At 68.2% G+C, this 17863-nt stretch carries 19 protein-coding genes and 1 pseudogene; 13 read left to right on the forward strand and 7 right to left on the reverse strand.

What is annotated here, in order from left to right; translation table 11 throughout:
* The 3 genes and pseudogenes from RTO53_RS02820 to RTO53_RS02830 all read right to left on the reverse strand — a co-directional run.
* Positions 1–185 (reverse strand): annotated as a pseudogene (locus RTO53_RS02820) (cytochrome c); the annotation flags it as partial.
* Positions 182–1822, reverse strand: coding sequence for a GMC family oxidoreductase (locus tag RTO53_RS02825; RefSeq protein WP_312236365.1), 1641 nt, complete (start codon positions 1820–1822; stop codon positions 182–184). The pseudogene RTO53_RS02820 and the gene RTO53_RS02825, both read right to left, overlap by 4 nt.
* Positions 1823–1870: 48 nt before the next feature.
* Positions 1871–2422 (reverse strand): sugar dehydrogenase complex small subunit, encoded by a 552-nt coding sequence (locus tag RTO53_RS02830; protein WP_312236366.1) that lies wholly within the window; start codon positions 2420–2422, stop codon positions 1871–1873.
* A 183-nt stretch (positions 2423–2605) separates the two neighbouring features.
* Here RTO53_RS02830 and RTO53_RS02835 point away from each other — a divergent pair, with 183 nt between their 5' ends.
* The 5 genes from RTO53_RS02835 to RTO53_RS02855 all read left to right on the forward strand — a co-directional run bounded on the left by RTO53_RS02835 (position 2606) and on the right by RTO53_RS02855 (position 6887).
* Positions 2606–2839, forward strand: a complete 234-nt coding sequence (locus tag RTO53_RS02835) for a hypothetical protein (RefSeq protein ID WP_312236367.1) — start codon at positions 2606–2608, stop codon at positions 2837–2839.
* Between the two features lie 100 nt (positions 2840–2939).
* Complete coding sequence (locus RTO53_RS02840; RefSeq protein WP_312236368.1) at positions 2940–4088, forward strand: SPFH domain-containing protein; 1149 nt, start codon at positions 2940–2942, stop codon at positions 4086–4088.
* 21 nt (positions 4089–4109) lie between these two features.
* Complete coding sequence (locus tag RTO53_RS02845; protein ID WP_312236369.1) at positions 4110–5459, forward strand: TFIIB-type zinc ribbon-containing protein; 1350 nt, start codon at positions 4110–4112, stop codon at positions 5457–5459.
* On the forward strand, positions 5456–5707 hold the full coding sequence (locus RTO53_RS02850) for a hypothetical protein (RefSeq protein ID WP_312236370.1): 252 nt from the start codon (positions 5456–5458) through the stop codon (positions 5705–5707). The genes RTO53_RS02845 and RTO53_RS02850 overlap by 4 nt, the downstream gene beginning before the upstream one ends.
* 16 nt (positions 5708–5723) lie before the next feature.
* On the forward strand, positions 5724–6887 hold the full coding sequence (locus tag RTO53_RS02855; protein ID WP_312236371.1) for a M23 family metallopeptidase: 1164 nt from the start codon (positions 5724–5726) through the stop codon (positions 6885–6887).
* Positions 6888–7028: 141 nt separating this feature from the next.
* On the opposite strand, the gene RTO53_RS02860 is transcribed toward RTO53_RS02855, so the two are convergent.
* Genes RTO53_RS02860 through RTO53_RS02875 form a run of 4 tightly spaced genes read right to left on the reverse strand, consistent with a single transcriptional unit; the run spans position 7029 to position 9083 of the window.
* Positions 7029–7391, reverse strand: a complete 363-nt coding sequence (locus RTO53_RS02860; RefSeq protein WP_312236372.1) for a hypothetical protein — start codon at positions 7389–7391, stop codon at positions 7029–7031.
* Between the two features lie 31 nt (positions 7392–7422).
* The gene (locus tag RTO53_RS02865; RefSeq protein WP_312236373.1) at positions 7423–7845 is read right to left on the reverse strand and encodes a roadblock/LC7 domain-containing protein; all 423 of its coding nucleotides are present in this window, start codon (positions 7843–7845) and stop codon (positions 7423–7425) included.
* Complete coding sequence (locus RTO53_RS02870; RefSeq protein ID WP_312236374.1) at positions 7838–8383, reverse strand: GTPase; 546 nt, start codon at positions 8381–8383, stop codon at positions 7838–7840. Before RTO53_RS02870 ends, RTO53_RS02865 begins: the two co-directional genes overlap by 8 nt.
* Position 8384: 1 nt before the next feature.
* Positions 8385–9083, reverse strand: coding sequence for a hypothetical protein (locus RTO53_RS02875; RefSeq protein ID WP_312236375.1), 699 nt, complete (start codon positions 9081–9083; stop codon positions 8385–8387).
* Positions 9084–9419: 336 nt separating this feature from the next.
* Between RTO53_RS02875 and RTO53_RS02880 the strand changes: the two genes are divergently transcribed.
* The 8 genes from RTO53_RS02880 to RTO53_RS02915 all read left to right on the forward strand — a co-directional run bounded on the left by RTO53_RS02880 (position 9420) and on the right by RTO53_RS02915 (position 17857).
* On the forward strand, positions 9420–10100 hold the full coding sequence (locus RTO53_RS02880) for a response regulator transcription factor (protein WP_312236376.1): 681 nt from the start codon (positions 9420–9422) through the stop codon (positions 10098–10100).
* A gap of 59 nt (positions 10101–10159) precedes the next feature.
* A complete protein-coding gene (pip, locus tag RTO53_RS02885; RefSeq protein ID WP_312236377.1) occupies positions 10160–11107 on the forward strand; it encodes a prolyl aminopeptidase in 948 nt (315 codons plus the stop codon).
* Positions 11108–11347: 240 nt separating this feature from the next.
* A complete protein-coding gene (locus RTO53_RS02890) occupies positions 11348–11869 on the forward strand; it encodes a hypothetical protein (RefSeq protein WP_312236378.1) in 522 nt (173 codons plus the stop codon).
* Between the two features lie 313 nt (positions 11870–12182).
* The gene (locus tag RTO53_RS02895; RefSeq protein ID WP_312236379.1) at positions 12183–13367 is read left to right on the forward strand and encodes a cell surface protein; all 1185 of its coding nucleotides are present in this window, start codon (positions 12183–12185) and stop codon (positions 13365–13367) included.
* A 1-nt stretch (position 13368) separates the two neighbouring features.
* Entirely contained in the window at positions 13369–14877 is a 1509-nt protein-coding gene (locus RTO53_RS02900) for a DUF6384 family protein (protein ID WP_312236380.1), read from the forward strand.
* A gap of 16 nt (positions 14878–14893) precedes the next feature.
* The gene (locus RTO53_RS02905; protein ID WP_312236381.1) at positions 14894–16288 is read left to right on the forward strand and encodes a hypothetical protein; all 1395 of its coding nucleotides are present in this window, start codon (positions 14894–14896) and stop codon (positions 16286–16288) included.
* A 178-nt stretch (positions 16289–16466) separates the two neighbouring features.
* Positions 16467–17078: a DNA-3-methyladenine glycosylase gene (locus RTO53_RS02910; RefSeq protein ID WP_312236382.1), complete on the forward strand. Its 612-nt coding sequence runs from the start codon at positions 16467–16469 to the stop codon at positions 17076–17078.
* Between the two features lie 83 nt (positions 17079–17161).
* Entirely contained in the window at positions 17162–17857 is a 696-nt protein-coding gene (locus RTO53_RS02915; protein ID WP_312236383.1) for a DUF3348 domain-containing protein, read from the forward strand.
* Positions 17858–17863 lie beyond the last annotated feature (6 nt).

Raw genomic sequence — 17863 nt, forward strand, 5'->3', positions numbered from 1 at the left:
TCGCCCAGCGGCGAAGCGATGGCGTAGCCACCAGCGTACGGCTTGCCCTGCTTCGGGCTGGTATGGCAGGCCACGCAGTCGGCCGCGACGGACAGGTAGCGACCGCGTTCCAGCGTTTCGTCGGCGCGTGCGGTTTGGCTGACGCCTGCCAGCAGGGCCAGCGCGATGAGCAGCATCGTCTTCATGCGGCACGCTCGATGGCGTCAGCCGCGCGCAGCGCCAGCGCGGCCATGGTCAGGGTGCTGTTGACCACGCTGGCCGAGACCATGGCGCTGCCACCGGGCAGCCACAGGTTGGGATGGTCATGTGCACGGCAATCGCCGTCGACCACCGAGTCGCGCGGATCGGCGCCCATGATGGTCGATCCCATGATGTGGTTGTTCGCGTTGAGCGAGGTGGTGATGACGAATTCTTCTGCGTTGAACAGCTTGCCGATGTGCCGCAGCTGTTCGCAGGACTTGTCGTAGCCCTTGCGTGCGTAATCGCCCAGCGAGTAATGGATGTCCGGACAGGCCAGGCCGTGCCCATCCACGCGGGTGGTGGAGAGGGTCAGGCGGTTGGTCGGATCCGGCAGGGGTTCCAGGCTGATGGACAGGTCCACGCCGTAGATCGCGCGGCGGCGGATTTCCGCGTCCAGCGCGTCGCCGGTCAGCCCCATCTTCAGCGCCTGGTCGGTGGCGACCGGTACGCGGCTGATGTTGTTGAGGATGATCTTGGTGGCCGAGTACTGCGACCGGAACGCGCCGTCGCGCGGCCCGACCATGCAGCTGGATTGCGCCGGCCCGCGGCCCAGCCAGATCGGCCGATCGGCGATGAACGAGCAGTGGAAGCCGGAGTGGTCCAGCATGTTGCGCCCGACCTGATCGGACGAATTTGCGATCCCGTTCGGGTTCTGTTCGTTGGCCGCGAGCAGCAGCAGGCGCGGGGTTTCCAGCGCGTTGCAGGCGATCACGAAGCTGCGCCCGGTGGCCTTGTGGCTGACCTTGTCGCTGTCATACCAATGGATGGCCGTCACCCGGTTCTGCGCATCGGTGTCGATCCTGTAGGCCACCGATTCGTCCAGCACCTTGGCGCCAAGGGCCTCGGCGGCCTGGACCGTGTGGACACCGTTGTACATCGCCCCGATCGGGCAGATCGGCTGGCAGTTGTTGTTGCCACAGCAGGCAGGCCGATCGTTCCACGGCTGGATCATGCGCCCCTGCGGGATCGGCACCAGGTTGTAGCCGTGCGGGTTGACCACCTCGGCGAATACCTTGTCGCCGTTGCCCCACGGAATCATATCGGCCAGGTACGGCCTGGAACGTTCGGACGGGCTCTGCTGCGCCGGGTTGTTCGGCCCGGACACGCCCATCGCCTCCTCGGCGCGGCAGTAATACGGCTCGATGTCGTCGTAGCTGATCGGCCAGTCGCGGCCGACGCCGTAGGTGGACTGCATCTTGAAGTCCACCGGCAGGTGGCGCCAGCACGAGGCAGCCCAGTGCCAGGTCGTACCACCCACAGCCTTGATGAAGCCCTGATGGAAGCTGCTGGCATCGGGGCCGGTCAGGCCGACGTAGTCGTTGGCCGGGAAATACAGTGGGGCGGTAGCGAATTTCGACTGCGGGTACGGCCCCTGGAAATCGCTGCCGATGCGACGCTCGAAGCTGGCGTTGCGCCAGTTCTCCACCACGTCGGAGCGGTTCAGGCGGGGCCCGGCCTCCAGGACCACGACCGATTTGCCAGCGCGCACCAGCTGGTGGGCGATCAATGCGCCGACGACGCCAGAACCGACGATCACGACGTCGGCATCGACGTCGCCATCACGGAAAACCGGAGCTTTCATGAGAGGTGTCCAGATCAATTGCAGGAAAAGAAGATGACCGCGCAGGTATCAGGCGCGTGCTCGAATCGGTGCGGGCGGCGCGGCGGTCCACCACGCGGGCCCGCCCTGGGCGTAGGTCGCCGGGAACAGGCCGTCATCGACGGGGCGCTGCATCAGCGCGTCGCGATATGACACGGTGACGGCGTGTACCCCTTTGCCCACGGTGCCGGTGTACCAGGCGGTAATGATGGCCAGCGCCGCCGGTGCGGCGTCGCCCGCGGCGGCCAGCAGTGCGTGTGCCCCGCTCGCCTGCCCCGCCAGGGCGATCAGCGCAGGGAACTGGGCGTGGAGATCGGGCTGCAACGTCGCAAACGCCTTCTCGATCCGGTCAGCGGTGGCCGGGTCCAGGTCGTGCTTGTCGGTAAGCGCCTGGGACAACTGGAGGAAGCCTGCATTGGCCTGGGTCGCCGGGGCAGCATCGCGGGCGGTATCCACCGCCGCCACGGGCACTTTGCCTTGGCACGCCGCGAGCAACGAAGCCGAACCGACCGCCAGAAGGAAGCGCCGTCGCGTCAGGCCATGGCCCTGTCGACGCTCCTCCAACCCCTCGGCAATACCCATGATCTGAACTCCGTGCTTCGTGACGTGCTCGGCTCCCGGCCCGTACCCACGGGGCGGACCAGCGCCGACGCGGCATACCGTACCGCATGCGGCTGTCGTCATGGAGTGATCAAGACAGCGTTCACGGCCTCCCGACGGCGCCGTCGCTACAACTCGGCGTGTTCCTTTTACTGGAAGCCGGCCATGCGAATCGTGTTGTTGAGTGCCATCGCCGCGCTGGCCTTGTCCGCCTGCAGCGAACCTGAGCGGACCGGCCAGGGCAAGCACGCCGATGCGATCGAGCAGCCGGCGCCCGCCACGCGCGCGCCGGAGCGGAATGTGCCCGGTGGCGGAAGCGGCACCGCGGCGTCCGAGCAGCAGGATTCGGGTAGCGGCGCGGGCACCGGGACGGACACTGCCCCGCCGCCCAAGCCATAGCCCCGCTGCGCCATGGACCGATGCCCCCTCCCCCGCTGCTGATATAGTCGGCGGAGTACGACGGGCACCCCGCCCGTCCTCGGAATACAGGGAGTTGGTCATGGGTCTGGTACAGGCGGTGAAGGGTGCGGTCGGTGGTGTTCTGGCCGACCAGTGGAAGGATTTCTTCACCGTGCCGACCGGCCTGCCCTCGACGGCGGCGCTGTTCGCGGCGGTGCCGCGCGGCACCAACGCCGGGCGCGGCTCGAACACCAGCGCGTCGTCCAACATCATCACCAATGGTTCGAAGATCGTCGTGCCCGAGGGCTACGGCCTGCTGCTGTTCCAGGACGGCGCGGTCACCGGGTTCGTGGCCGAGCCGGGTGGCTACGAATGGCGCTCGGACGATGCCAACTCGCAGTCGATTTTCGCTGGCGACGGGCTGGTCGGGCCGCTGATCAAGCAGAGCTGGGAGCGCTTCAAGTTTGGCGGCCAGCCGGGCTCGCAGCAGGCGGCCTTCTTCGTCTCGCTCAAGGAGCTGCCGGACAACCGCTTCGGTACGCAGTCGGAGATCTACTGGGACGACGGCTTCCTGGGCACGCAGGTCGGCGCGCTGACGCGCGGCTCGTACACGCTGAAGATCGTCGATCCGATCCTGTTCGTGAAGAATTTCGTGCCGGCCAGCTACCTGCAGCCAGGCCAGGTGTTCGACTTCACCGATCTGGACAACGCGGCCGCCAGCCAGCTGTTCAATGAAGTGGTGGGCTCGCTCGCGCCGGCCTTCAGCCTGTACACCAACGATCCGGGCAAGGGCAACCGTATCACCAAGCTGCAGCAGGATTCGCTCGGCTTCGCGCAGAGCCTGTCCGCGGCCGTCGAACAGGGCTACCAGTGGAAATCCGATCGCGGCCTGGCCATCGTCAAGACCGCCATCGTATCGATCGAGTACGACGCCAACACCCGCGAACTGCTCAAGACCGTACAGCGCGCCGATGCGCTGGCCGGCTCGCGCGGCAACTCGAACCTGCAGGCCAGCGTGGCCCAGGGCATCCAGTCGGCCGGCGAGAACGGCGGTGCGGCCGGCCTAGTGGGTGTGGGCATGGCCTCGGGCATGTTCGGCGCCGGCAACCTGCAGCAGCCGGCGACCCCCGCGGCCCCGGCGTCCGACGACCCGGTGGCCAAGCTGAAGAAGGCCAAGGAAATGCTTGATCTGGGCCTGATCACCCAGGACGACTACGACAAGCTCAAGGCCAAGGCATTGGGCCTGTAAGACGCAGGAAGCGCGTAGACCATGTCCGATTCCCGCATTCCGCCGCCGCTGCCGTCGTCGGCCCCGCCCCCGTTGCCGCCCGCACCGCCCACATCCGTGAGCGGCCCGGGCTCGCCGCGGGACGTGCCGCCGTTGCCGGGCAGCTTCCCGGTCGACCCATCCAGCCTGCCCCCGCCGATCCGTGACGAGCTGCTGGCGCCCGATCCGGTTGCCCTGGATACCTCCGCCGAAGAGCTCAAGGACGGCCTCAACCGCTGTCCGAAATGCGGCTCGACCGACGTCCGGCTCAAGCTGGGCACGGACGTGCTGGTCTGCCAGTTCTGCCGCAACGAGTGGCACGGCACGCTGGTCGAGCAGGCGTTCGGCCTGGGCGATGGCATCGACCAGCTGCGCGGCACGGTCATTGCTTCGGGTGCACGCGACATCGAGGCCGATACCGCCAGCCTGATGAGCTTCAAGTGCACCGGCTGCGGTGCCGAAGTCACCATCAATACCGAGAGCACGATGACCGCACGCTGTCACTGGTGCCGTCATGTGTTCGGGGTCAACGAACAGGTCGCCAACGGCGCGGTGCCCGATGCGGTTCTGCCGTTCAAGGTGAGCAAGACCGATGCGGTGGCGCGCATCCGCCAGTTCGTGGACAAGCGCCGCCTGTTTGCCTTGAAGGCCTTCAAGAACGAGTTCACGCCGGAAAACGTGATTGGCGTGTACCTGCCCTACATGATCGTCGACAGCAACGTCAGCGCCGCGGTCGCCGGCAAGGGCGAGATCCTCACCCGCCAATACACCCGCGGCGACGGCGACAAGAAGAAGACCTACTACGACGCCGACGTGTACCAGATCGAGCGGCAGGTGGATTTCACCGTGGACGACCTGACGCTGGAATCGTCGGCCGAACGCGGCAACCTGGACACGCGCACCAACACCAACAACATCATCAACGCGATCCTGCCGTTCGATACCAAGAACGCATTGAAGTGGAACGCGTCCTACCTGATGGGGTTCACCACCGAGAAGCGCAACCTGGACGTGGAGAAGCTGCGCCCGCGGCTGGAAGACCAGCTGCTGTCGATCGCCCGCGCCCAGGTGGAGGGTTCGGTACGCCGCTACGACCGGGGCGTGCGCTGGGAGCAGGAACGGCTCGATGTGCACGGGACGCGCTGGGTATCGATGTACCTGCCGGTATGGCTGTATTCCTACCACCAGCCCGGCCGCAACGGCGGCATGCTGCACTACATCGCGGTCAATGGCCGCACCGGCGAAACCATGGGCAGCGTGCCGGTGCAGCAGTGGAAGCTGCTGCTGGCCGCGCTTGCCACCGGCACGATCGTCGAAGCCCTTGTTCTCTTCTTCCTGGTGGCCTCCTCATGAGTGATGACAGTGGACTCTGGCTTCTGGCCGCCGGCCCGGCCAGCGCGACCGCCTTGTACTGGGCGTTGTACCGGTACTACCGCAATACCGACAAATCCCATGCCTTCGAGCGCGAGACCCTGGTGGAGGCCAAGCCGGTGACCGGCTCGGACCGCCAGATCGATACGATCATCGGCACCCAGGAGACGCGCATCCGAGGCGACAACGTGCGTGCCTACCGCAACCGGGTGATGCGGGACAGCAGCTGACCACGGAGGCGTCCCGATGATGCGTCATGTGCTGGTTGCCGGCCTGTTGGCGCTCTGCGGGGTGCCGTCGGGCCTGCGCGCCGCCGGGCCGCCGGCACCGGTGGAAGCCAGGGTGCCGTTCGCGCCGGCTGCATTCGCAGGCAGCGACGGCCTGCGTCACCTGGCCTACGAACTGCACGTCACCAACTTCTATGGCGACACGGGCACGCTGGTGCCACGTGGCCTGCAGGTCGTTGCCGACGGCGACAGCGCGCCACTGCTCGTGCTCGACAAGGCGGCGCTGGCTGCCTGGGTGCGGCCGGCGGCGGCGGACAACCAGCCGGTTTCGATCCTGCCGGGCAAGCGCGCGATCTTCTTCGTCTGGCTCACCCTCCCCGCCGACGCGGCGCTGCCGCGGACGCTGTCCCATCGCATCGATTTCGATACCGACCAGCGCACCGTGGTCAGTCTCGATGGCGCTGCAGTGGCGGTGCAGGCGCAGGCGCCAATCACCCTCGGACCGCCCTTGCGCGGCGGCCGCTGGCTGGCCCACGAAGGGCCTGGCAACGCGCAGTCCCACCACTGGGGAAGCCTGGTGGCGGTAAATGGCGCACTGACGATTCCGCAGCGGTTCGCCCTGGACCTGGTGGGCGTGGACAAGAGCGGGCATGCGATGCGGGCGGGGCGGACGGATCTGCAGAAGACGCGCCATGCCGACTGGGTGGGTTATGGCTGGGACGTGCTCGCCGTTGCCGATGGCATCGTGCGCGGCGCCCGCGATGGCGAGCCGGAGCATACGCCGTTGCGCGCACAGCCCGAACCGGACGCATTGACCGCCGACGGGCTGTTCGGCAATTACGTGGTGGTGGAGGTTGCGCCGGGCACATTCGCCAGCTATGCGCATCTGCAGCAAGGCAGTGTCATGGTGCGGGCCGGCGATCACGTTCGTCGCGGCCAGTTGCTCGCACGGTTGGGCCAATCGGGCAATTCCGCCGCGCCGCATCTGCATTTCCAGCTGGCGGACAAGGCCACGTTCGAAGGCGCCGAAGGCATCCCTTACGTATTCGAGCAGTTCGACACCCTCGGCGCGGAATCGGAGGCGCAGTTGTTTGGCCAAGGGGCGCCCTGGAAGCCCGCACCGGCAGCGCGCCGTGCGTTGGCGCTGCCGTTGAATGACGTGGTGATCGATTTCCCCCGCTGAGGGCGACCACGTCCTGGGCGGTGGGCGCGTGGACGCGCCACGCCGGATCATGGGCGCACAAAAATGCCGTGCCCGCCCCTTCCCCGGGCGGACACGGCGTCCCCATCCCCACATCTGGCGGCGCGGGTGCGCCTGCCGTTGTTACAGCTTCAGCGACCCCTCGACGTCCAGCACGGTGCGGCGGGCCAGCGCGAGGTTCGCTTTCTGGCGGTCCAGCACGACATAGAAGAACAGGCCCTTGTTGGACGCCACCGGACGCAGCACGTGGTAAGCACGGCCCAGGGTGATCAACATGTCTTCGATCGCATCGTTGAGCTTGAGCGACTCGGCGGTCTTCATCTTCGCGCGCAGCACTTCGGTGTTGCCGGCCGCCGCCAGCTCCATGTCCACGCCCGCGCCGGCTTCGCCGAGCAGCATGCCGCTCTCGTAGTCGACCAGGGCCACGGCCTGTGCGCCGTTGATCTGCATCAGTGCGTCGAGGCAGTCGGTGATGCTTTTGCTCATTGCATGTTCCTTTTCAGGTTGAGGTGGATATTCAAGGTGTCGTCGCGTCTGGCGGCAGCGTCGCGGCAAGGCGGCGCGCGCACTGCTTGGCGTGCCACAGCACCTGGCCCATCGCGCTGGTCTGGTCGCAGGCGACCATCAGCAGTTGCGGCGGTTGCACGGGCACGGTGAGCATCAGCACCTTGCCGTGCGCCGCTTCCAGGATCAGGGCGCCGAGCGGGCCGATGGCCAGCTCACGGCCCAGCGCCTCGGCCAGGGCAAGCATCGAACTGCTCATCGCGGCCAGGCGGCTGACGGTGTCTTCTTCGCGACCGATCTGGGCCAGGGCGAAGCCATCCAGGCTGGCCACCACCACGCCCATCAGGCCATCCACGTCGTGGACAAGGGTGTTCAGGTGGGCATCCACCCGCTGTCGCACCGGCGCGCTTGCCGGCATGCGTGACGCATCACTCATCGCAGGCCACCAGTGTCTGGCATTCAATCTGACTCATCAGTACATCCATTACGGTTAGAACCTGCATCGGATCGCGCGGATCCACGATGACGATCGGCAGCATCCCGTCGTCACAGGCCAGCCACTGCTCGCAGGCAGCGCGCTGCGCCGACCGGGCTGCATCCATCCGCGTCACCCCCATCACCACTGGCAGCGCCGTGGGCAGTCCTTCGATGGCCGCCAGATAGGGCAGCGCCTGCTGCGCTGGCGGTCCTGCGTCGGCATTGATCAGCACGATCGCCCCGCTTGCCCCATCCAGCAGGATCGGCCACAGGAAGTCGAAGCGCGCCTGTCCCGGCGTGCCATACAGGCGCAGCCGGTCGCCGCCGGGCAGGTCGATATCCCCGTAATCCAGTGCCACGGTGGTGAATGCCTTGTCGGCCGCCGGATCGGTGTTGCGCACCTCCGTCGATACCGCCCTGCCCTGTGCCAACGCCTGGACCAGTGTCGACTTGCCGGCTCCCATCTCGCCCAGCACTACGATCTTGTATTCACGCATTTCATCGACTCCAGCGGTTACGCACATCTCGCCACATCCGGGCCAACGCGCCGCCGCCGGCCGGCTTGGCCGGCATGGCGGCAAGCGCCGGCATCGGCGCCGCACTCGGATGCGCATAGCCACTGAGGTAAGCGGCATTGAAGAAGGCCTGGACCTCGTCGCGGGCAACGCCCAGCAGCGAGCAGCAGGTGTCCACATCCAGCGCATGCTTGATCAGCAACGCACAGATCCGGAAATCGTCGTGGCGGTGTGCCAGCACCCGGAAGTCCGGCCAGCGACGCAGGCGCAGGCGACTGTCGCGCTCCAGCGGCGGCAGCGGCGCGCTGTCGGCGCAGGCGTTCAAACCGACCTGCCAGAGCATGGGACGCAGCGCGACGGGCCGCGATCGCCCGGCCTGGGCATCGAACAGCGAGCGTGCGATCGGGAGCAGCTCCAACGACTTGGCGGGGTCGATCAGCGCCGCCTGGAACACGGCCATCGAAAGCGCCGACGGCTCGGCGAAGATGCCCTGGTTCTGCTCGGTATCCAGCCAGCACAGCAGCCTGCCCTTGGACAGGATCGCCACGCAGTGGGTCGGTGCCTGCGCCTTGCGTTCCAGCGCAAGGCGCCGACGCAGTTCCTGCACGAACAGCAGCGACGGCGCCGCAGCAACGATGGTCTCCGGCTGGGCATCGAACGGGACGCGGCGAAAGCGGGTCATGCCGCGCGCCTTGCCGCGGCGGCGGACGATGGAACGGACGACATCATGAGGGTCTTCGTGTGTGAGCGGATGCGTGGCCGATGCAGCAGCAGGTCATCGGACGACGGGGCGTAGGAGACCACCCGGGGCACCGCGTCGGCTATGCGAAAAATATGAAAGCGACAAAAACAAGCGTGTTTTGCAACTATTCGCACCCCGGCGCGGCAAAGCGGGTGTCGCTCAAGCCCGGGCCTTCATTTATCACTATTTGTATATACAACTACGATCGCGGTGCGCAGACTCGTCGCTCGGAATCACCGTCGTCGTTTCCCATGCGTCTCTGTCAGGAGTTCCACCGTGCCCATCCGTGTCATCATCGCCGACGATCACCCCGTGGTACGGCTGGGCGTTCGCGCCCTGCTGGAAGCCGACGGTCGCCATAGCGTGGCCGCAGAGGCGGCCTCGCCGGATGCACTGCTGCAGCTGCTCGAGCATGTGCCATGCGACGTGCTGATGACGGATTTTTCCATGCCCGGCGGCGCGGTGCCCGATGGCCAGGCCATGCTGGCCATGATCCAGCGCCGGCATCCACACCTGCCGGTGGTGCTGATGACCATGTTCACCAACGTACCGACGTTGCGGGCCGCGCTGAAGAATGGCGTACGTGGGGTGATCGACAAGGCGTCCTCGCTGCAGGACATTCCGCGCGCCATCGAGGAAGTATTGGGCGGTGCGGCGTATGTCAGCAGCCCGCTGAGCGCGGAGCTGTGCATCGACCATGAGGAGACGCAGTCGCCCTGCGCCTGCCTGTCGCCGAAGGAGCTGGAGGTGTTGCGGCTGTATGCATCGGGATTGAGCATCACCCGGATCGCCACCCGCCTGGACCGCAGTGTCAGCACGATCAGCCGGCAGCGGATTTCGGCGATGAACAAACTGGGCATCCGCGCAGAAGCGGAACTGTACGCCTTCGCCAACGAGCACGGGCTCTCGCTGGCGCCGTGCCCGGCACGATCGTCAGCGCTGCGCTCGACGGCGTGAGCACGAACGTCGGCGGATGACGGGGTATCCTTGAAGCCCCGCCATCTGCAGGTATGGTCATGCGCACGTTGTATCCCGACATCACCCCGTTCCGCACCCACGCCTTGCCCGTGGATGGCCTGCATACGCTGTTCGTCGAGGAATGCGGTGCGCCGGCGGGTATTCCGGTGGTGTTCCTGCACGGCGGCCCGGGCGCGGGCGCATCGCCGACCCATCGACGTTTTTTCGATCCGGCGCGCTATCGCATCGTGCTGATCGACCAGCGCGGCAGCGGCCGCTCCACGCCATTTGGCGAACTGCGCGACAACACCACCCAGCACCTGGTGGCCGATATCGAGGCGGTGCGCCGGCACCTGGGAATCGAGCGCTGGCTTGTGTTCGGTGGCTCGTGGGGCTCCACGCTGGCGCTGGCCTATGCCCAGGCGAATCCGGAGCGTGCGACCGGGGTGATCGTGCGCGGGGTCTACCTGGGCCGCGCCGAGGAGAACCGCTGGTTCAACGAGGCTGATGGTGGTGCCCGCTGGGTGTTTCCCGAGCGCTGGGCGCGCTATGCGGCGCACATTCCGGAGGCGGAGCGCGGCGACATGATTGCCGCCTACTGGCGGCGACTGGACAGCGACGACACCGCCACCCGCATTGCCGCCGCGCAGGCGTGGCTGGGCTGGGAAGACAATGCGGCCACGCTGGTGCATGACGTGGACGCCATCTCGCATGCCGATCCGCTGCACACCCTGGCCAAGGCGCGCATCGAAGCGCACTACTTCCGCCACCATGCCTTTCTGGCACACGGCCAGCTGCTGCACGACATCGACCGCATCCGCCACCTGCCCGGGGTGATCGTGCAGGGTCGCTACGACATCATCTGCCCCGCACGCAGCGCGTGGGACCTTTCCTGTGCGTGGCCCGAAGCGAGGCTGGAGATGGTGCTGTCCGGCCACAGCGCCACCGAAACGGCTACCGTCGATGCGCTGGTGCGCGCGACCGACGCATTCGCCGACCGCCTTTGATGGCGCTGCATTAACGTTGGCAGGTGCAGGCTCTGGCGCTGGACCACTGCAACGCCGAGGCGCCCCATGAAGCATGCACCCCGTTGTTCCCTGCTTGGCGCGGCCCTGGTGGCAGCGGCAAGCGCGTGCAGCCAGCCTTCCACGACGGTGGTGGCTGCGCCATCCACCGCTGCTGCCAGTCCTCCCGCTGACGCCGCGCCTGCCCGTGCCGGTCGCCCGGCAAACCCGGCGGCAGGCAACGTGGCATCGGCACCGGATGTCTTCGCCGAGCCGGCGCCGGGCATCGCGGTGCGTGCGGTACCGGGCACGCAGGTGGCGCACGATTTCAAGCGCAGCTACCTCAGCCAGGATGGGTGGGCACTGTATGCGGCGGCGGGCAGCACCGGCACGCCGTTGGTCGCGTTGGTCGTTGAGGGGTCCAACGAAGTAACGTCGGCCGAGATGCGGATCGGGCGCAGCACTGCCACGGCCGATATCGCTGCCTGCGCGGCCCTGCCGGCCGAAGCCACCGGGCCGGCGGCCACCGCCGAGGTTGGCGGCGTGCGCTTCACCCGTTTCAGCGCCAGCGATGCAGCGATGAGCCACTACCAGTCCGTGGAGAGTTACCGCACCGTCCACGACGGCGCGTGTTATGCGATCGACCTGATCATCGCCGGCACCCGGCCGGAGGTCTACGATCCGCCGCGGACGCCGCCGTTCAGCGGCGACGCGGCGCAGCAGCGGTTGGCCGATGCGCTCGCCGCGGTGCACTGGACACGCTAGTTCCGCGCGTTGATGCCTGCGTCGACGGGCGCTTCACCCGGGCGATCCTGCGGCTACAATGCGCACAGGAATCGCCTCAGGGGGGCGACATGCAAGGAAAGCGTCCGTGTTGCCTGCCATCGATCACGCCATCGCGGTACCGCCGCGTAGTGCCGCTGTGGCGCCTGCCGCGGCCCGGCCCGGTTTGCGTGCTCCGTTGAATCGACCTGCCCTGACCTGCGCGGCCGCCGCGCAGCGCTGCGTTTCGCCCTGAATCCGTCCCCGGCGCCCGCGTGCCGGGGCGTCCCCGCATCCCCCGTTTGGAGTAATGCTGATGTCCCAGACCCCCGTTGTCGCGCCGCCGGTACTGGCCACCGCCCCGATCAACTATCTGGAGCGGGCCATGGCGGCCCTGCGCGAGCTTGGCCTGGGCGCACCGCAGGAAAGCAACGCGCCCGCCGTTGCCCTGGTCAGCCAGCTGGCGACGCTGGACGAAGGTCGCGTGGTCGCGATCGCCCGCGTGCTGCAGCAGTCGGGCCACTTCAACGCGATCATGCGCGATGAGATCAGCTCGGCCAGGGTCTCGGACCGCTACACGGAGATCGTCCGCGCCTTCGACAGCATCCGCGACGATGCCACCGCCATGGTCGAGCAGGTTCGCGACGGCAAGGTCGATCTGGGCGAACGCCTGCAGAACCTGTGGATGAAGGTGACCCGCGGCGATATTCCCAGTCGGTTCGACAAGATCCGCCGGGTGTTCCTGGAGGTCAGCCGCGATGCCACCGCGCAGCTGGAACGCGAGGCCCGTGTCCTGGAGATGTATGCCGACTTCCGGCTGTCGATCAAGGATGCCGAGATCCAGGCGCACGAACTGCTGGCACTGCAGACGCAGGTACTGGCCGCGGCCAAGGGCGCGCTGCAGCAGGCGCAGGACGCGATCCAGGCCGACCTGGCCGGCGGCGACGCCGCCGCGAGTGGCCGCCTAGCCATCGCGCGCGACGAGGCGCTGCGCACGGTGCAGCGCGAGGAGGCACGCTACCAGCTGGCCAAGGACCTGGCCGAGAACCTCCAGGTCAACTACGCCACCTCCGAGGCGATCATGCTGCGCGTGCACCAATCGCACGAGGTCAAGCGCCGGGTCAACCAGCGCTCGGTGGTGTTCTTCTCCACCAACGAGACCAGCTTCACCGCGCTCAATCTGGCCTTTACCACGCAGCTGGGCCTGCATGAATCCACCCAGACGCTCAATGCAATGACCGAAGGCACGTCCAAGGGCCTGGAAGCGGTCGCCTCGATCGGTGATGAGATCCTGCATGACGGCCTCAAGGCCGGCTACGGCCCCACCCTCGGCGTGGATTCAGTGCGCAAGCTGGTCGATGCGGTCGTGCGTTTCCAGGAAACCTCGCTGCAGGAAATCGAGACGCTGCGCGCGCAGGCCACGCGCGATTCGGCGGAGATTTCGGCTTACGTCGAGCAGGGCAAGCAGCGTTTCGCTGCGCTGGTGCAGGAATCGCATTGAGGTGAGCGCTACAACGCTTCCGGAGCAGCTCGAGGCTGCGTTGCTGAGCATGCAGGCGGTCGATCATCTGCGTTATCGCGATGCGGAGCTGCAGAGGCTGGCCGACGCCGGACACGACCCGGCGGCATTGCGCAGCCGACTGGCCGAGCTGTACCGCTCGCAGGGGATCGAGGTCTCGGCGGAGCTGCTCGATGCAGGCCTGGCCGCCCAGCGCGAGCGTCGTTACCTGCATGCTGCGCCGCGTGGCTGGAAGGCCTGGCTTGCCCGCTGCTGGGTAGCGCGCGGGCGACTGGCCGCCGCGCTGCTCGCGCTGGTACTGGTCGTCGTGGTGCTGGCCGGCGTGGTCGGGGGGGGGGCCTCGCTGGTCCAGCGTTCCCGCGAATCGGCCGCCCAACGCTTCGTCGCAGCCGTCAACCAGCAGGTCGCCGAGGAACGCAGCCGCCGGGGCCTGCCGAAGGCGCAGCTGCGCACGCTTGCGGCGAACCTGGACGCGCTTGCGGCGCGCGCCGTAGCCGCCCACCCCGATCGACTCGCTACGATGATCGCAAGCGCGCGGGCGGTGCAGCAGGCATCCAGTCGCGATATCGCTGCGGTCCTCGCGTCCATCGAGCAGGCGCCCCCGCCCGCGCTGGTCCGCACAAACGGGGTGACCCGCACCGATGGAGGCGGGCAGCTGCGCGACCAGCAGGCCATCGACGCGGTAACGCGGGGCATTGCCGACTACAGGCGGCAGCTGCGCGCCACCGACGCCGCGCTGGCCGCGATGAAGGCCGCCGTAGCGACGCTTTCCACGGGCGTGGATGCCAGCGAGCAGCTCGACGCTGCCAATGCGGCGGCGCTGGCGGTTGCGCTGCGCCCGGAGGGGGAGCGCGTGCGGCAGCGCGAGTACGCCGCCGGCGATGCCGCCCTGCGGGTCGGCGACCTTGAGGCTGCGACCGCGGCCAGTGCGAATCTGCGACAGGTCGCGCTGGCGGCGGGCAAGCTGGCCGCGTTGAGCGATGCGCTGACGCAGCTGCGCGCGCAGGGCCTGGCCACCGGCGTATCCGGTGCGGACAGGCGCCAGTTCGATGCCGCCACGGCCCGCGCCGAAGCCCTGCTGCGCACCGACACGCTGGCCGAGGCGGAACAGGCGCGCGAAGCCCTCGCCGACATGGTCGCGCTTCTCGAAGACCGGCTCGACTACCGCATCGTCAACCGCGAGGGCCAGCAGTCCGGCGTGTGGCGCTACAACGAAGCCGCTGCCGGCGGCCGCAACTACTACCTCGTCGTGGAGGCGCTGGACGACAAGGGAATCGCGACCGGCCTGCTGCTCCGCAACGAGGAAACCGGCACCACCGAGAACGCCGTCGAATTCGGGGTGCGCGTGCCGCAGGCGGTGTACGAACGCGTGGCCGCCGACAAGATGGACAACGGCATCATCGAGGACGACCTGGTCGGCAGGAAGCCGCGCGGCCGTCTGACACCGGACTTCACCGTTCCCCTTGCCGGCGGATACATCACCCGATGGTGAACACCAAGGACATGCAATGAGCGCCGCATTCAACGACATCGACGCCCTGGACGAGCAGATCGATCGGCTGGAAGCCGACATCGACCGCACCGGCGAGCACTGCAGCGCGCTGATCCGTGAGCAGGCCGAACTGGGTGGCCGCATCCGCGAGGCGTTCGCGCGCATGGCGCACGTGCAGGCAATGGCGCTGGAGGATCCCGACGCCCACCCGCAGGACGGCATGGCGGACGTGTCGGCATCGCTGGCGCGGCGGCAGGCCCGGATCGCTCCCCTGCGCGAGCACCTCGCCGGCCTGCAACGCGAGCTGGGCGCGGCCATGGCAGCAGCAGGCGCACTCCAGCAACAGCGGGCCGTCGACGGGCAACGCCTGCAGGCGCTGTGCGATGCGGTCGATGCCGGGTTGCAGGCACAGCCTGCCTACCAGCACCTGCTGGCCGAGCTGGACGCCGCCGAGGACAAGGCCGCCACCGCCGAGCGCATGGCGGCCTCGGCGCATGCCGAGCGCGCCGCCAAGGCTGCCGCGTACGAGGCCGATGTGATCCTCATGTACCTGCTGTCGCGCGGCTTTGGTGGTGAAACGTACCGTGCGTGGCCGCTGACCCGGACCATCGATGGCTGGCTGGCGCAGCTGTGCGGATTCGAAAAGGCCTCGCGTGAATATGCCGTGCTGACCGAACTCCCCGGTTACCTGGACAAGCATGTGCGCGTTACCCGGGCAAGCGCCGAGGAGGCCGACGAGCGCCTCCAGACGCTGCGGCGCCCCGCCCTCGTGGAGGCCGGCGTGGAGCCCGTGGAGAACGGGTTGCAGGCGCTGCAGGCCAGCCTGGCCGCCGCACTGCTGGACGCCCAGCTCCAGCGCACGGCGGTTGACGCGGCGCAGGCCGAACTGGATGCGTTCACGGCGTGGATCGATCCAGAGGGCGTGGCGATCATCCAGGCCCTGGCCGTGGCGTTGTCCAACGAGCCGTCCGATCGGCTGGATCAGCGCGTGGCCGGCACGGTGTCCGACGAAGACGACCGCTGCCTGGAAGAGGTGCGGCAGCTGCGCCTGCGCATGGACGCCGTTGCCGCGCAGATTGGCGATCGCCAGCAGCGCATGCGCGAAGCCCGTGAACGGCTGGGCCACCTCAAGGTGGTGCGGCGCGAGCACCAGGCCGCAGCCGATGCGCTGGCCCTGGCGGCGGCGCGCGAGTACCGCGCCCTGGCCAGTCGCACGCCACCGCGCGCCACTGCGTCGCGCCCGGTGATGTCGGGCCTGCTCGGCGTCGGCGCGGCCGCCGCCAGCAGTGCATGGACGAGCACGCCACGCACGCCGGCCCCGGCGTCGGCGCCAGCGCGTTCCAACGCGGGCAGCGTCGGCAGCGGAAGCACTGCTGGCAGTGGCGGCTTCAGGACCGGCGGCGGTTTCTAGGCCGGCGGCGTTGCGCAGCCCGCGCGGACCAGCGGCGCAGGCCGCATGCCACGGCAGCTCCCCGCCAGCCGCGCGGTCGGCAGGTTTGATCCGCCGCGCACGGGCGATGTCGCATGATCGCAGCGACCGTAGTGGCGCGCCTGTACTGCGCCGCTGCAATCGCCTCGAAGGAAACGGCATGCACTCCTGGACCACCCTGCCCCGCACGTTCTATCAGCGACACCCGACCCAGGTCGCCCCGGACCTGTTGAACAAGCTGCTGGTACGCGATGACGGCCGCGCCGGTCGCATCGTCGAAGTGGAAGCCTACGCGGGCAGCGAAGACCCGGCAGCGCATTCCTACCGCGGCATGACCGCGCGCACGGCCACGATGTTCGGCGAGGCCGGGCACCTCTACGTGTATTTCAGCTACGGCATGCACTGGGGCAGCAATGCGGTGTGCGGCGAGGTCGGGCAAGGCTGGGGAGTGCTGCTGCGTGCATTGGAGCCGGTGGACGGTCTTGAGCTGATCCGCGCCGCGCGGCCGGCCATCCGTCGCGATCCGGATCTGGCCAGTGGCCCGGGCCGGCTGTCGCAGGCGATGGGCATCACCAAGGCGCTGGACGGTGCCGATCTGGTGCGCAATGACCGGGGCGTGCGCATCGTCAGCGATGGCATGGCCCCGCCGGACGCGCCGGTGGTGGGGCCCCGGATCGGGATCAGCAAGGCGGTGGCGTTGCCCTGGCGCTGGCATGTGCCGGGGCATGCGCACGTCTCGGGACGGCGCGGCGCCAGCAAAAGCACGGGCTGACAGTCCGTGGCCGGTTGTCCGCCGGGCCGTTCAGACAGGCGCATCGTCATTCCGGTGTAAAATTCGTGGTTTTAGCCGGAACCATGGCGAAAGCCCCCTACCGACCGCCCGTGCCCGGACCGGCCTTCATCCGCCTGCTGGCGGGGTTTGCCGACGGACCGTTGCCCACCACCAGCCCGGATATCTCCGACCGCCTCAGCCAATGGGTGGACTGGAACCGGGCGGTGGCGCTGTCGCGGGCGCTGGATGGACGGCTGCCGCCGGTGGCACCGGATGCACCGGTATTCGACAGTGCCGAGCAGGCCGAATGCGAACGGGTGCGCGCGGTGCTGGTCGCCGCGATCACGGCCCCGGCCGAGGGCAAGCGCACCCTGGCCGATGACCCTGCCGCGCATCGGCAGCACTGCGTGACCCTGCAGCGCGCCATGCAGGCCGCCACCGGACGCCTGCGCGGCCGGCTGCGCGACATGCTCGCGCACCTGTCACCGGAACTGGCGCGGTTGGCCGAAGTGGATGCGGTGATGGAACAGACCCTGAGCCCGCGCGAGCAGAGCCTGCTGGCTGCGGTGCCGGCGCTGATGGGACAGCATTTTGAACGCCTGCGCGAGGCGGCGCTGCCCGCGCCGACCGCAGGTGACACCGAAGAAGCGGCGCCGTCCGGACCCAGCGATGGCTGGCTGGCGCGCTTCCACCAGGATATGCAGGACGTGCTGCTGGCCGAACTGGATGTTCGTTTTCAACCGATCGAAGGCCTGCTTGCAGCGCTTCGCCCCCGATAACTGGGA

This window comes from Stenotrophomonas sp. (assembly GCF_031995405.1).
In the GTDB taxonomy this organism is placed as follows: domain Bacteria; phylum Pseudomonadota; class Gammaproteobacteria; order Xanthomonadales; family Xanthomonadaceae; genus Stenotrophomonas.